General features: G+C 61.3%; 15 protein-coding genes. 9 read left to right on the forward strand and 6 right to left on the reverse strand.

Features of this window, described 5'->3' with window-relative positions; all coding sequences use genetic code 11:
- The first annotated feature begins 184 nt into the window (after positions 1-184).
- From PIN01S_RS08490 to PIN01S_RS08530, 9 genes are all read left to right on the forward strand, one after another.
- Positions 185-1,843: a nitrite/sulfite reductase gene (locus PIN01S_RS08490; RefSeq protein WP_084335227.1), complete on the forward strand. Its 1,659-nt coding sequence runs from the start codon at positions 185-187 to the stop codon at positions 1,841-1,843.
- The gene (locus tag PIN01S_RS08495) at positions 1,827-2,324 is read left to right on the forward strand and encodes a DUF934 domain-containing protein (protein WP_084335228.1); all 498 of its coding nucleotides are present in this window, start codon (positions 1,827-1,829) and stop codon (positions 2,322-2,324) included. Before PIN01S_RS08490 ends, PIN01S_RS08495 begins: the two co-directional genes overlap by 17 nt.
- Positions 2,325-2,436: 112 nt before the next feature.
- Complete coding sequence (locus tag PIN01S_RS08500; RefSeq protein ID WP_169715806.1) at positions 2,437-3,441, forward strand: IS4 family transposase; 1,005 nt, start codon at positions 2,437-2,439, stop codon at positions 3,439-3,441.
- Between the two features lie 99 nt (positions 3,442-3,540).
- The gene (tusD, locus tag PIN01S_RS08505) at positions 3,541-3,933 is read left to right on the forward strand and encodes a sulfurtransferase complex subunit TusD (protein WP_084335229.1); all 393 of its coding nucleotides are present in this window, start codon (positions 3,541-3,543) and stop codon (positions 3,931-3,933) included.
- Complete coding sequence (gene tusC, locus PIN01S_RS08510) at positions 3,933-4,292, forward strand: sulfurtransferase complex subunit TusC (RefSeq protein WP_084335230.1); 360 nt, start codon at positions 3,933-3,935, stop codon at positions 4,290-4,292. The genes tusD and tusC overlap by 1 nt, the downstream gene beginning before the upstream one ends.
- On the forward strand, positions 4,292-4,591 hold the full coding sequence (tusB, locus tag PIN01S_RS08515) for a sulfurtransferase complex subunit TusB (RefSeq protein ID WP_084335231.1): 300 nt from the start codon (positions 4,292-4,294) through the stop codon (positions 4,589-4,591). Before tusC ends, tusB begins: the two co-directional genes overlap by 1 nt.
- Positions 4,588-4,923: a TusE/DsrC/DsvC family sulfur relay protein gene (locus PIN01S_RS08520; protein WP_084335232.1), complete on the forward strand. Its 336-nt coding sequence runs from the start codon at positions 4,588-4,590 to the stop codon at positions 4,921-4,923. Before tusB ends, PIN01S_RS08520 begins: the two co-directional genes overlap by 4 nt.
- A complete protein-coding gene (locus PIN01S_RS08525; RefSeq protein ID WP_084335233.1) occupies positions 4,920-5,903 on the forward strand; it encodes a glycosyl transferase family protein in 984 nt (327 codons plus the stop codon). Before PIN01S_RS08520 ends, PIN01S_RS08525 begins: the two co-directional genes overlap by 4 nt.
- Before the next feature lie 91 nt (positions 5,904-5,994).
- Positions 5,995-6,999: a glutathione S-transferase family protein gene (locus PIN01S_RS08530; RefSeq protein WP_084335234.1), complete on the forward strand. Its 1,005-nt coding sequence runs from the start codon at positions 5,995-5,997 to the stop codon at positions 6,997-6,999.
- Here the strand turns inward: PIN01S_RS08530 and cysG are convergent.
- The 6 genes from cysG to ftsK form a co-directional block, all read right to left on the reverse strand.
- Positions 6,996-8,390: a siroheme synthase CysG gene (gene cysG / locus PIN01S_RS08535; protein WP_084335235.1), complete on the reverse strand. Its 1,395-nt coding sequence runs from the start codon at positions 8,388-8,390 to the stop codon at positions 6,996-6,998. The two genes, PIN01S_RS08530 and cysG, sit on opposite strands and share 4 nt — an antisense overlap.
- 121 nt (positions 8,391-8,511) lie before the next feature.
- Entirely contained in the window at positions 8,512-9,792 is a 1,281-nt protein-coding gene (gene serS / locus PIN01S_RS08540; protein ID WP_084335236.1) for a serine--tRNA ligase, read from the reverse strand.
- A gap of 18 nt (positions 9,793-9,810) precedes the next feature.
- Positions 9,811-10,185 carry a fluoride efflux transporter CrcB gene (crcB, locus tag PIN01S_RS08545; protein ID WP_084335237.1) on the reverse strand — a complete coding sequence of 125 codons (375 nt, stop codon included), beginning with the start codon at positions 10,183-10,185 and terminating at the stop codon, positions 9,811-9,813.
- Positions 10,182-11,507 carry a replication-associated recombination protein A gene (locus PIN01S_RS08550; RefSeq protein WP_084335238.1) on the reverse strand — a complete coding sequence of 442 codons (1,326 nt, stop codon included), beginning with the start codon at positions 11,505-11,507 and terminating at the stop codon, positions 10,182-10,184. The genes crcB and PIN01S_RS08550 overlap by 4 nt, the downstream gene beginning before the upstream one ends.
- A 2-nt stretch (positions 11,508-11,509) precedes the next feature.
- Positions 11,510-12,133, reverse strand: a complete 624-nt coding sequence (gene lolA, locus PIN01S_RS08555) for an outer membrane lipoprotein periplasmic chaperone LolA (RefSeq protein WP_084335239.1) — start codon at positions 12,131-12,133, stop codon at positions 11,510-11,512.
- A 20-nt stretch (positions 12,134-12,153) separates the two neighbouring features.
- A complete protein-coding gene (ftsK, locus tag PIN01S_RS08560) occupies positions 12,154-14,562 on the reverse strand; it encodes a DNA translocase FtsK (protein WP_084335240.1) in 2,409 nt (802 codons plus the stop codon).
- Positions 14,563-14,616: the final 54 nt, after the last annotated feature.

Genomic DNA, 14,616 nt, shown 5'->3' on the forward strand with positions numbered 1-14,616 from the left:
TAGAACTAAAAGTTCCTACCATATATTCAAACTTCACTTTTGCGCATAACCCTGAGCTGGTATCTTCCTCGGGCTCCGCGGGGAGTGCGCGACCGTGCGCGCGGAAAGCCCAGAAACCCGATCGCCGGCAGCCTCGTGCAGCATGCCGCGAGGGTTGCTAAGTAGCCTGACAACAGGACATTTCATGTACGTATACGACGAGTACGATCAACGGATCGTCGAGGACCGCGTCAAGCAGTTCCGCGATCAGACCCGCCGTTATCTGGCAGGCGAACTGACAGGCGAAGAGTTCCGTCCGCTGCGCCTGCAGAACGGCCTCTATATCCAGCGCTATGCCCCCATGCTGCGAATAGCGGTGCCTTATGGACTGCTCTCTTCCAAGCAGTTGCGCAAACTGGCGCAGATCGCTCGCGACTACGACAAGGGCTACGCCCATATCAGTACCCGCCAGAACGTACAGTTCAACTGGCCGGACCTGGAAGACGTGCCGGATATCCTCGCCGAACTGGCTACCGTGCAGATGCATGCGATCCAGACCAGCGGCAACTGCATTCGCAACACCACGACCGATCAGTTCGCCGGCGTAGCCCGTGACGAGCTGGTCGATCCGCGCCCCTGGTGCGAAATCATCCGCCAGTGGTCGACCTTCCACCCGGAATTCGCTCATCTGCCGCGCAAGTTCAAGATCGCGGTCAACGGCGCCGTGAGCGATCGGGCCGCCATCGAGGTGCACGACATCGGCCTGGAAGCGGTGAAGAATGCCGCGGGCGAACTGGGCTTCCGCGTTTCCGTCGGCGGCGGTCTCGGCCGGACACCGGTGGTCGGCAGTTTCATCAATGAATTCCTGCCCTGGCAGCACCTGCTGAGCTACCTGGACGCGATCCTGCGTGTCTACAACCGCTATGGCCGCCGCGACAACAAGTTCAAGGCGCGCATCAAGATCCTGGTCAAGGCGCTGACGCCGGAAGTCTTCGCCGAGAAGGTCGAGGCCGAGTTCGTCCACCTGAAGGACGGCCCGACCACCCTGACCGAAGCCGAAGTGGAACGCGTGGCCAAGCACTTCATCGACCCGAACTACGAGTCGCTGGAGGATCAGGACGAGGCCCTCGCCCGTCTCGATGCCGAACACCCGGGCTTCGCCCGCTGGCGCGCGCGCAACGTCGTGCTGCACAAGAAGCCGGGCTATGCCGCGGTCACGCTGTCGTTGAAACCCACCGGCACCGCGCCGGGCGACGTCACCGACAAGCAACTGGATGCCATCGCCGACCTGGCCGATCGCTACAGCTTCGGTGAAGTACGCAACAGCCATAACCAGAACATCATCCTGGCCGACGTGCGCCAGCGCGATCTGTTCGCGCTGTGGGGCGAGCTGCGCGAGCTGGGCTTCGCCACGCCGAACATCGGCCTGCTGACCGATATCATCTGCTGTCCGGGTGGCGATTTCTGCTCCCTGGCCAATGCCAAGTCGATTCCAATCGCCGAAGCCATCCAGCGCCGTTTCGACGATCTGGACTATCTGTTCGATCTGGGTGAGATCGACCTCAACATCTCCGGCTGCATGAACGCCTGCGGTCACCACCACGTCGGCCATATCGGCATCCTCGGGGTGGACAAGAAAGGCGAGGAGTTCTACCAGGTCTCCCTCGGCGGCAGCGCCAGTCGCGATGCCAGCCTCGGCCAGATCCTCGGCCCCTCCTTCGCCCAGGACGCCATGCCGGACGTGATCGAGAAAATCATCAATGTCTACGTGGAAAAACGCGCCGAAGACGAGCGCTTCATCGACACCTTCCGCCGTATCGGTATCGACCCCTTCAAGGAGCGCGTGTATGCAGCGAATCATTAAGAACGACCAGGTGATCGATGAAACCTGGCACCTGCTGCCCAAGGACGTGACGCTCGAAGGACTCTCCAACAGCGACGACCTGATCGTTCCGCTCGCCCTGTGGCGCGACCACGCCCACGCGCTGAAGGCCCGCGATGGCGGCCTCGGCGTATGGTTGGATAGCGACGAGGAAGTGGAAGAGATCGCCGAAGACCTGCAGTATTTCCAGGTCGTGGCGCTGAACTTCCCGGTGTTCACCGATGGCCGCCACTTCTCCAGCGCCCGCCTGCTGCGCGAGCGCTACGGCTACAAGGGCGAGGTTCGTGCGATTGGCGACGTGCTGCGCGACCAGTTGTTCTTCATGAAGCGCTGCGGGTTCGATGCCTACGCCATCCGCCCGGACCGCGATCCCTACGACGCCCTGCAGAGCCTGAGCGACTTCTCCGAGGTCTACCAGGCCGCCACCGACCAGCCGCTGCCGCTGTTCCGCCGCCGCGGTTGATCGAGGAACTCTAAAAGCCCCGCCTTCCGCGTAATGCTGTTCACTTAAGCATTTGAGCCCAGGCGGGGCTTCCTCGAAAATCCGATGCCAGGTCACTGGCATCGGATTTTTTATGTCTCTGCTGCAACAGCAACTGCTCGACTTAGGCGAACTGTTCAACTTCTCCGATCTGAGCGCCTTCACCCAAAACATCCCGATCGAGTGGGTGGCATCCGCGCTGGACCTGTCCGCCCAGGCCACCATACGGAGGCGGCGCTTGCCCAGCGACCAGGTACTCTGGCTGGTACTGGGCATGGCCTTGATGAACGTGCGCTCGCATCTGATTCTCGATGCCCAACTGAGTCCCTATCGACGCAGTGAAATGCGCCTGGCCAATGAGTTTTTGCAGCAGATTCCCAGCCGTTCGGTGACGCTATTCGATAAGGGCTTCTGGAGTGCCGATTTACTGCTGAGCCTGGCCACGTCAGAGGAAGATCGGCACTGGCTGATTCCGGCCCGCAAGGCGCTGGTCAGCGAAGAAGTCGCTCGCTACGGCAAGGGCGACCGCCTGCTGCGTATGAAGGTGTCGGCTCAGGCCAGAAAGCGTAACCCCAACCTGCCAACGCACTGGGACGTGCGCGAGGTTAGCTACGAGGTAAAGGGCAAGATCAAAACCGTACTCACCTCGCTGCCTGTGGACACTTACAGCGCCAAGGCCATCGCCACGTTGTATCGGGAGCGCTGGGAGATCGAACTGGGCTTCAGGGATATCAAGAGTTCTCTGCAGCAGAATGCAATGACCCTACGTAGCAAGGTAAAGGAACTGGTTTACCAGGAGGTCTGGGGCTTGTTGCTGGCCTACAACATTATCCGCCGGGAAGCCAGCCAGGCTGCCGTCGCCTTTGGCCGCTCTCCATGTGAGATCCGCTTCAAACCCGTAGCCCACTACATCGCCGTGCAGCTGATCGTAATGGCGGCGGCCAACCCGATTTCAGCAACCGGAAGACGTTTGTCGGAGTTAAGGGCGGGAATCGGCGGGCTGTTTCTGGATCACCGCCCCAGGCCATCACGACCAAGGACGGTGAAGATTTCAAAGACCCGCTATCCCGTGGATCGGAAGGCCGCTCCGCTTAAGTGAACAGCATTACCGCTCTGGCGGGCTTTTTCATGTCTGCCACGAGCATCCGGCACGACAAGGCCTTATCATTCGGCCTAATCGACTCCGAACCGATTCAGCATGAAATTCGCCATTGCCCTTTTTTCCGCCCCCCATGCGCCCTCCTCGCGCCGTGCATTGCGCTTCGCCGAGGCGGCATTGGCCAGCGGGCATGAGATCGTCCGCCTGTTCTTCTATCAGGATGCCGTGCACAACGCATCCAATGCCGCCGTCCCTCCCCAGGATGAGCTGAACCTGCCTGCGGAATGGGGCGTCTTCGTTCGGCACCATCGACTGGATGCGGTGGTATGCATAGCCGCGGCTCTACGGCGCGGCGTTCTCAATGAAGAAGAGGCCCGGCGCTATGGCCGACCGTCCGCCAACCTGGGCGAACCCTGGGATTTGTCAGGGCTCGGCCAGTTGCATGAAGCTGCGCAGATGGCCGATCGGCTGGTCTGCTTCGGAGGTCCGTGATGGCCAAATCCCTATTGCTCGTCAGCCGCCAGGCCCCCTGGTCGGGCCCTGGCGCCCGGGAGGCCTTGGATATCGCCTTGGCGGGTGGTGCATTCGACCTGCCGATCGGCATGCTGTTTCTGGACGACGGGGTCTTTCAGTTGGCACCGACCCAATATCCGGAAGCCATCCAGCAGAAGGACCTGACCGCCAACCTGCAAGCGCTGCCGTTGTTCGGTGTCGATTCGCTCTATGTCGCCCAGCGCAGCTTGGACGAACGTGGCTTGGCGGATACCACCCTCGACTTGCCGGTTCAGTGCCTGGATGATGCAGCTCTACGCGACCTGATTGACCGCTACGACCTGGTGATAACGCTCTGATGGCCACCTTGCATCTTCTTTCCCATTCGCCTTTTGGCGATAGCCGATTCGCCAGCTGCCTAGCCTTGCTGGGGCGCAACGATGCACTTCTGCTGACGGGTGATGCGGTACATGCCCTGCGAGCCGGCAGTACGCCTTGGGAGTCCGTCCAGCAATTGCCCGAGGGAATTGCCGTGTTCGCACTCGACGAGGATCTCGCGGCGCGCGGAATCGCGCCATCGGGACGCGTTCAGCCGGTAAATTATCCAGGCTTCGTCGAGCTCTGCTGTCGCTACGAGAAGGTCAACAGCTGGCTATGAGCGATCTGATCATCGACGATCGCACCATCGCGCTGGATAAGGATGGTTATCTGGCCGACCTGAGCGACTGGTCCACATTGGTGGCCGAGGCACTGGCGGCCCGGGAGGAGTTGTCGCTGAGCCAGGAGCACTGGGAGATTCTGCATCTGATGCGTGACTTCTACACCGAGTTCCAGCTTTCCCCGGCTACCCGTCCGCTGATCAAGTACGTCGCGCTCAAGCTCGGCCCGGAAAAGGGCAACAGTCTTCACCTGAACCGCCTGTTCAAGGGCACCCCTGCCAAATTGGCCGCCAAGCTGGCGGGCCTGCCCAAACCGACCAATTGCCTATGAACATCGTCACGCCGCCCGAACACCCCTTCGCCCAATTCGTCCGTATCCTCGGCAAGGGCAAACGTGGCGCACGCAGCCTGAGTCGTGAAGAGGCACGCGAAGCCATGGGCATGCTGCTCGATGACAACGTGGAAGACGCCCAGCTCGGCGCCTTCCTGATGCTGCTGCGGCACAAGGAGGAAAGCGCGGAAGAGCTGGCCGGCTTCACCGAAGCGGTTCGCGCGCGATTGAACGCACCCGCCATTGCCGTGGATATTGATTGGCCCACCTATGCCGGCAAGAAACGCCACCTGCCCTGGTATCTGCTGGCAGTGAAGTGCCTGGCACAGAACGATAGGCGCATTCTGTTGCACGGCGGCGGTGCTCATACTGCCGGTCGGATGTACAGCGAGCAGCTCCTGTCCGAGCTGCACATTCCCCTGTGCCAGAGCTGGGCTGAAGTCGGCGCGGCTCTGGACAGCCAGGGCACGGCGTTCATTCCACTAGGGGCCTGGATGCCGCAGTTACAGCGCATGATCGATCTGCGCAACGTCCTCGGGCTTCGTTCCCCGATCCACTCCCTGGCACGCATCCTCAACCCCTTGCAGGCCCGTTGCGGTCTGCAGAGCATCTTCCACCCGGGGTATCAGGAAGTGCATCGGCAAGCCAGCCAGTTGCTCGGCGACACGGCCATCGTGATCAAGGGCGAAGGGGGCGAAATCGAAATCAACCCGGACGCAACCAGCCACCTTTACGGCACCCGGGACGGCCAGCCGTGGGATGAAGAGTGGCCACCGCTCTCCCCTCTGCGCCAGGTGAAACCGGAGCGGCTCGACCCCGCGCATCTCGCGGCATTCTGGCGTGGCGAAGTCGATGACAACTATGGTTGCCAGGCCGTGACCGCCACCATGGCCCTTGCCTTACGCGGACTCGGCGTGCCACGCGAGCAAGCGCTGAGTCAGGCCAATGACTACTGGAATGCCCGCGACATATCGAGGTGATCGATAGTTGACGCCCGCTCTTTGCGCTTTTCGTTCGAACCTTCCCGGATAGACTGCCCTCTCATATAGAGAGCCTTCCTGGGAGGACGCGATGGGATTACTGATCGATGGTCAGTGGCACGACCAATGGTACAAGACAGGCAAAGACGGACAGTTCCAGCGTGAACAGGCACAACGCCGCAATTGGATCACTCCCGACGGCAGTGCGGGCCCCAGCGGTGAAGGCGGCTTTCCTGCGGAGAGTGGTCGCTATCACCTGTATGTCTCCCTCGCCTGCCCCTGGGCTCATCGCACCCTGATTTTCCGCAAGCTCAAAGGTCTGGAGACACTCATCGACGTCTCGGTGGTCGGCTGGCTGATGGGCGAGAACGGCTGGACATTCGACTCCGCCACAGGTTCGACTGGCGATGCGCTGGATGAGCTGGATTACCTGTACCAACGCTACAGACAGGACGACCCTCACTACACCGGGCGCGTAACCGTGCCGCTGCTGTGGGACAAAGAACGTCGGCGCATCGTCAGCAACGAGTCGGCCGAAATCATCCGCATGTTCAATTCGGCATTCGATGCACTCACCGGCTCGCGCCTGGACTTCTATCCACAGCCCCTGCGCGAAACCATCGAGCAATTGAACCAGCGCATCTATCCTGCAGTGAACAACGGCGTCTACCGAGCCGGGTTCGCCACTAGCCAGGACGCCTACGAAGAAGCCTTCGACACGTTATTCGCCGAACTGGACCGTTTGGACGAACACCTCGGCACGCACAGATACCTGGCCGGCGAATATCTCACCGAAGCCGATTGGCGCCTGTTCACCACGCTGATCCGTTTCGATGCGGTCTACTTCGGCCACTTCAAGTGCAATCTGCGGCGCATCGAGGATTACCCCAACCTGTCCAACTGGCTACGCGAGCTGTATCAATGGCCCGGCGTCGCCAACACGGTGAACTTCCAGCATATCCAGCACCACTACTACTGCAGCCACAAAACCATCAACCCGAATGGAATCGTGCCGAAAGGTCCACAGCACTCTTTCGAGCGTCCGCATGATCGCGGGCGGCTGCCGGGACGTGGTATCTGGCAACGTTCCGGCTAGTTCTGCGGCTGGCCGCCTTCGAACCAGGCCAGTTTGTCGCGCAGGCGTACTACCTCGCCAACGATGACCAGCGTGGGAGCATGAACTTCATGCTCGGCCACTTGCCGGGGCAGATCGGCCAGAGTCCCGGTGAAGACCCGTTGGCCAGGAGTGGTACCCTGCTGGACCAACGCTGCGGGCGTATCCGCAGCGCGGCCATGACGAATCAGTTGCTCACAGATCGAGGGCAGGCCAACCAGCCCCATATAGAACACCAGGGTCTGCCCCGGCGCGGTCAGGTCACTCCAAGGAAGGTCGCAACTGCCGTCCTTTAGGTGCCCCGTGACGAAGCGTACCGACTGGGCATAGTCGCGGTGGGTCAGCGGAATACCGGCATAAGCGGCACAGCCGCTGGCAGCCGTGATGCCAGGCACGACCTGGAACGGAATACCGTTGGCCGCCAACTCTTCGATCTCTTCCCCGCCACGACCGAAAATGAACGGGTCGCCGCCCTTCAGACGCAGCACACGCTTCCCTTGCCGGGCCAGACTGACCAGCTGCTGGTTGATCTGCTCTTGGGGAAGCGCATGATCGGCGCGCTGCTTACCGACATAGATTCGCTCGGCATCACGTCGACACAGCTCGATGATGGCGGGCGCCACCAAACGGTCGTAAAGCACGACATCCGCCTGCTGCATCAGACGCAACGCTCGGAAAGTCAACAGGTCGGGATCGCCCGGCCCGGCCCCAACCAGGTAGACCTCGCCCAACGCCTGCGCCTCCGCACCGGCAAGCTTTTCTTCCAGCAGGCGTTCGGCTTCGCTTTCCTGCCCGGCAAATACCCGCTCGGCGATGCCGCCCTGAAAGACATCCTCCCAGAACACCCGACGCTGCTGTACGTCGGGAAGCTGCTTCTTCACCTGGCTGCGAAACTTCTTCGCCAAACCGGCCAGTCGACCATAGGCGGCCGGAATCCAGGTTTCGATGCGTGCACGAATCAGACGGGCGAGCACGGGAGCATCACCGCCGCTGGATACCGCAACGAGCAAGGGCGAACGATCGACGATGGCGGGAAAGATCACGCTGCACAGCGCCGGCGCATCGACGACGTTGACGGGTACCCTCTTGGCATGTGCATCCTGAGAAACCCGGGCGTTCAAGGTTTCGTCATCGGTGGCCGCAATGGCCAACACACAGCCATCCAGGTCGCTGTCCAGATAGCCGCGCACGACACTTTGTCCGCCCGTTCGCTCTACCAGGTCGACCAACTGAGGCTCTATCAGCGGCGCCACGACATGCAGCACCGCGCCGGCGGATGCCAGCAAGCGGGCTTTGCGCAATGCCACCTCGCCGCCACCCACCACGAGAACCTGGCGTTTCTGCAGGTTGTGAAAAAGCGGGAGGTAATCCATAGCGCTGCCCTTGATGAATATCGAGCCGCTTGCGGCTCATGAAGAATGAGGGAATACGATACCGCCAGATCCGGCTCGTGATTCCCTCATGTCTACCCTCTCGACGAAGAGAAGTGACGACTCAGCCGATGACCTCGACGCCGCCCATGTAAGGCTTGAGCACCTCGGGCACGCGAATGGAACCATCGGCCTGCTGGTAGTTTTCCAGGACGGCGACCAGTGTCCGCCCAACGGCCAGACCGGAACCGTTCAGTGTATGAACCAGCTCGGGCTTGCCGGTTTCCGGGTTGCGGTAACGAGCCTGCATACGACGGGCCTGGAAATCGCCGCAATTGGAGCAGGAAGAAATCTCGCGGTACTTGTCCTGGCTAGGAATCCAGACTTCCAGATCGTAGGTCTTGGTTGCGCCGAAGCCCATGTCGCCGGTGCACAATGCCAGGACACGATAGGGCAGATCGAGCAGCTGCAGAACGCGTTCGGCGTTGGTCGTGAGACTTTCCAGAGCCTCGTAGGACTTGCCCGGCTCGACGATCTGTACCATCTCGACCTTGTCGAACTGATGCTGGCGAATCATGCCGCGGGTATCCCGTCCGGATGCACCGGCTTCGCTACGGAAGCACGGCGTGTGGGCGACGAACTTTAGCGGCAGCTGTTTCGCATCCAGGATTTCTCCAGCAACGATGTTGGTCAGGGAAACCTCTGCCGTCGGGATCAGATAAAGGTCTGCCTCGTTTTCACGACCGATCTTGAACAGGTCTTCCTCGAACTTCGGCAGTTGGCCGGTTCCCTGCAAGGCCGGAGCTTGGACCAGATAGGGCGTGTAGGCTTCTTCGTAGCCATGCTCGCTGGTATGCAGGTTGATCATGAACTGCGCCAAGGCACGATGCAGTCGGGCAATCGGCCCGCGCATCAAGGCAAAGCGGGCGCCGGACAGCTTGGCGGCGGTTTCGAAGTCCAACCAGCCATTCTGCTCACCGAGGCTTACGTGGTCCTTGACGTTGAAATCGAAGACGCGCGGCGTACCCCAGCGACGGACCTCGACGTTGCCCTCCTCGTCATCGCCCACCGGCACGGACTCGTGCGGCAGATTGGGAATGCTCAGCATCAGGCTATCCAGCTCGCCCTGGATCGCATCCAACTCGCGCTTGCCTGCTTCCAGTTCGCTGCCCATGCGGTCCACATCGGCCAGTAAAGGAGCGATGTCCTCGCCACGCTGCTTGGCCTGGCCAATGGCCTTGGAGCGGGCGTTACGCTCGGCCTGCAGTTGTTCGGTACGGGTCTGCACGGTCTTGCGCTGGGACTCCAGCGCTTCAATACGCGCCACGTCCAGTTGGAAGCCGCGGGTAGCCAGGCGCTCCGCCACTTCATGCAGTTGGGTACGTACCAGTTTGGAGTCGAGCATCGTGGTTCTTCTCTTCTATCAGAGCTTGGTCAGGGACAGCCCGGCCCAGGTTGCGAGCAGGCCGCCGACGACGCTGATAGCCACATAGCCCAACGCGATCGGCAGCTCGCCATGTTCCAGCAGGCGCAGCGTATCCAGGGAAAAGGAGGAAAAGGTCGTCAAGGCACCGAGAAATCCGAGCAGCAAACCGCTACGGATTTCGACCGGCAGCTCCGGACGCCCTAGAAACAGGCCATACAAATAACCGATCAGCATGCAGCCGACCAGATTCACCGTCAGCGTCGCGACAGGGAAATACTTCGGCAAATGGGCCGTCACCCAACTTGCGACAGCGAAGCGCAACAGAGTGCCCGCAATGCCGCCGGCGGCTACGGCCAGGATCAGGCGAATCATGGCTTTCTCCGTTGCCGCGGACTGGCGCGGTCAAGGGCCGCGAGATGGTCCAGCTTGTCGCGGATTTTCGATTCCAGGCCGCGCGGAACCGGTTGGTAGTAATGGCGCGGCTCCAGTGCCTCCGGGAAGTAGTCTTCACCGGCTGCATAGGCATCCGGCTCGTCGTGGGCATAGCGGTATTCGTCGCCATAGCCCAGCTGCTTCATCAGCTTGGTCGGCGCATTCCGCAGATGCAGGGGCACCTCCTGCGAGCCATTTTCCGCCGCATCGCGCATAGCCGCCTTGAAGGCCGTGTAGACCGCATTGCTCTTCGGTGCGCAGGCCAGGTAGACGATTGCCTGGGCTACCGCCAGCTCACCCTCGGGACTGCCAAGACGCTCCTGCACATCCCAAGCTGTCAGGCAAAGGCTCAACGCCCGCGGATCGGCATTGCCGATGTCTTCACTGGCCATCCGCACCACGCGACGGGCGATATAGAGCGGATCGCAGCCTCCATCAAGCATCCGGGTGAACCAGTAGAGTGCCGCATCCGGATTAGAACCCCGGACCGATTTGTGCAGCGCGGAAATCTGGTCGTAGAACGCCTCGCCGCCCTTGTCGAAACGACGCCGGCTGTCGCCCAGCAGATTCTGTAGCAGCTCCACCTCGATCGAGCCGCCGTCCTCGACCAGATCGGCGGCGTTCTCCAGGAAGTTCAACAAGCGACGGCCATCGCCATCGGCGGCGGCCATGAGGATTTTGAAACTGTCCTCCGGGAGCTGCAGGCGGCGCTTACCCAGCCCCTTGTCCTCGCCCAGCGCGCGTTGAACCAACTTGCGCAGGGCGGCTTCATCCAGGCTCTTCAGCACATAGACCCGGGCTCGCGACAGCAAGGCGTTGTTCAGTTCGAACGAGGGGTTTTCCGTCGTGGCACCAATGAAAATCAGCGTTCCATCTTCGACGTAGGGCAGGAAGGCGTCTTGCTGAGACTTGTTGAAACGGTGCACTTCGTCCACGAAGAGAATGGTCCGCCGGCCATATTGGGCGGCCTGCTGCTTGGCCACCTCTACTGCCTGGCGGATTTCCTTCACGCCTGAGAGCACGGCGGAAATCGTCTCGAAATGCGCATCGGAAACTTGCGCGAGCAGACGCGCCAGGGTGGTCTTGCCGACGCCGGGAGGCCCCCAGAAGATCATCGAGTGCAGCGCCCCCTGCTCCAGGGCCTCGCGCAACGGTTTGCCCCGGGCCAACAGGTGTTCCTGTCCGACATACTCATCCAGATTGCCCGGGCGCAAGCGCGCGGCCAAAGGCTGGGCAACGGGTTCGGAGCGGAACAGGTCCATGCTCATTCCTGAATGACGTCGGCGCCTTCCGGGATGTCGAAACTGAACTGTTTGGAGTCCAGCGGCTCGTTCATTTTCACCCCGAGGAAAAGGATATTGGTGCGCTGTCCGACGCTGTCGATCAGCTGCATGTCGTTGACCACGCCATTACGGAAGGACAGGCGCAGGCTGTCGAACAAGCTGTCCTTGGCCTTCGGCTTGAGGATGAAGTCGACCACATCCCCCCCTTCCTTGTGAGTGATCTCGAAGTTTTCACTGATCTTCGAAACATCGCCGGAGAGCAGCAGAGCCGGTGTATGGGTCAGGCGCTGGTCGAGTGTCTGGATGGTGACCTGCTCCAGATCCGGATCGTAGAGCCAGACCTTTTCGCCATTGGATACCAACAACTGCTCCATCGGAGCGTCCGTATGCCAACGGAACAGCCCTGGCCGCTTGAGTGCCAGTTCGCCGGCCGTCTCCTGCAACTGAGTACCGCTGCCATCCAGCGTCAGTTGGGAGAATCGCCCCGTCAGGGTCTGGGCCTGGCTCAGCAACTGAGTCAAGCGCTTGACCGCCTTGTCTTCGGCGTGGGCGGGAACGACGGCAAAACTCAGGGCTGCCAACAGCAACATGCGGATCAGGCGCATGAAAATCCTCATTGATTCGATTAGTCGCGTACCGGCCCCGGCGCGATCACTTCGCGGCTGCCGTTGGTATTCATCGCCGTCACCACACCGGCCATCTCCATGGCCTCGATCATGCGGGCGGCGCGGTTGTAGCCAATCTTGAGCTTGCGCTGGACCGCGGAAATCGAAGCGCGGCGGCTCTCGGTAACGAAACGCACCGCTTCATCGTACAGCGGGTCCTCTTCGCTCCCCTCTCCGCCTTCCCCGCCTCCGCCATCGAAGCCACTGGACGAGCCGCCTTCCTCCACGCCAGCAAGGATGTCTTCGATGTAATCCGGCGCCCCCCGCATCTTCCAGGCTTCTACGACGCGATGCACCTCGTCGTCAGAGACGAAGGCGCCATGGACGCGGATCGGCAAACCGGTGCCCGGCGGCAGGTAGAGCATGTCACCGTGGCCCAGCAACTGCTCGGCGCCGCCCTGGTCGAGAATGGTGCGGGAGTCGATCTTGCTGGACACCTGGAAGGCCATCCGCGTCGGGATGTTGGCCTTGATCAGGCCGGTGATCACGTCCACAGAGGGACGCTGGGTCGCCAGGATCAGGTGAATACCCGCCGCACGGGCCTTCTGTGCGATACGCGCGATCAGCTCTTCGACCTTCTTGCCGACGATCATCATCATGTCGGCGAACTCGTCGACGATCACCACGATCGTCGGCAGGGTCTTCAGCAACGGCGCCTCGTCATCCATGCTTTCGCGGCGGTAGAGCGGATCGGTCAGCGGCGTACCGGCTTCCTCGGCATCCTTCACCTTACGGTTGAAGCCGGCGAGATTCCGCACTCCCATTGCTGCCATCAGCTTGTAGCGGCGCTCCATCTCGGCGACGCTCCAACGCAAGGCATTCGCCGCCTCCTTCATATCGGTGACCACCGGGCAGAGCAGGTGCGGAATACCCTCGTAGATGGACAACTCCAACATTTTCGGGTCGATCATGATCAGCCGCGCGTGCTCCGGCGTGGACTTGAACAGGATCGACAGGATCATGGCATTCACACCCACCGACTTACCGGAACCGGTGGTACCGGCGACCAGCAAGTGCGGCATCTTCGCCAGGTCAGTGATGATCGGCTTGCCGCCAATATCGTGTCCGAGCGCCAGCGTCACCGGCGACTTAGCATCGTCATACTCGGGCGACGAAAGCACTTCGGAGAAACGAACGATCTGGCGGTCTTCGTTGGGTATCTCGATACCCACGGTGGTCTTGCCCGGTATGACCTCCACGACGCGCACGCTGATCACCGCCAGCGAACGCGCCAGGTCCTTGGCCAGGTTGGAAATCCGGCTGACCTTCACCCCGGCTGCGGGCTGGATTTCGAAGCGGGTGATCACCGGCCCCGGGTGGACGGACTCCACCTGCACCTCGACGCCGAACTCCTTGAGCTTGATCTCCAGCAGTCGCGACATCGCCTCCAGCGATTCGGGGGAGTATTTCTTCGGCTTCTTCTCCGCCATGTCGAGAATGGAGATCGGCGGCAAAGTGCCTTCCACGGCGGTATCGACGAACAGCGGGGCCTGTTTTTCCTTGAGTACGCGCTTGCTGGGCTCCGCCGCCTTGGGGGGTGGCGGTGGCGTGATGATCGGCGCGGGCCGGCTTTCCCGCTCGGTCATGTGCTTGGTCAATGCTTCTTCACGCTCGATCAGGCGTTCCTTGACCTTGGCCTGCTCTCGGCGATCCGGGAGCACCGGTGCGGCCACGGCGTTGACCCGGTCATCCACCTCGCGCAACTGGGCCACCAGTTGCTTGCGCTCGACACGGGCACTCCACCAGCGATTGATGGCGTTGTGGATCAGTTCGAAGAGATCCAGCGTGATCTTGCCGGTCACGTCCATGACCTTGAACCAGGACAGGTCACTGAACACCGTCAGCCCGAACAAGAACAATGCAATGAACAGCAACGTGCTGCCCTGGACATTGAGAGCGTTGATGGCGAGCTGCCCCAGGCTTTCCCCAAGCGCACCACCGGCCGACGCCGGCATGTTGGAACCGGAATGGAAATGGATAAAGGCCAGCCCGGCGCCCGACAGCACGAGGAAAACCAGGCCGATTAGCCGCCAGGAGAACAACCAGCCGCTCCACTGCCAGGGTTGATGCCGGCTGCGGAATACCTGCCAGGTCTTGATGGCCAGCAACAGCGGAAACAGGTAAGCGAAATAGCCCAGGGCCATGAACAGGATGTCGGCAAACCAGGCACCCGCACGGCCGGCCGCATTCTGTACCTGCTCGACGCGGCTGGTATGCGTCCAGCCGGGATCGGCCGGATCGTAGGTCAACAGGGCCATCCAGAGGTACAGGCAAAGGGCCCCCAGGGCAATCAGCGCACCTTCCTTCAGACGGTAGTGCAGTTGCTGACGCCAGACGGGGGCTTGGGCGGTGGTAGTGGTATTCTTCAAAACGCGTCTTTTCCTGCGCTTTTGGCGCTCCCAACACTGAGTGGACGGCGAAAA

This window comes from Pseudomonas indica NBRC 103045 (assembly GCF_002091635.1).
Taxonomy (GTDB): domain Bacteria; phylum Pseudomonadota; class Gammaproteobacteria; order Pseudomonadales; family Pseudomonadaceae; genus Pseudomonas_M; species Pseudomonas_M indica.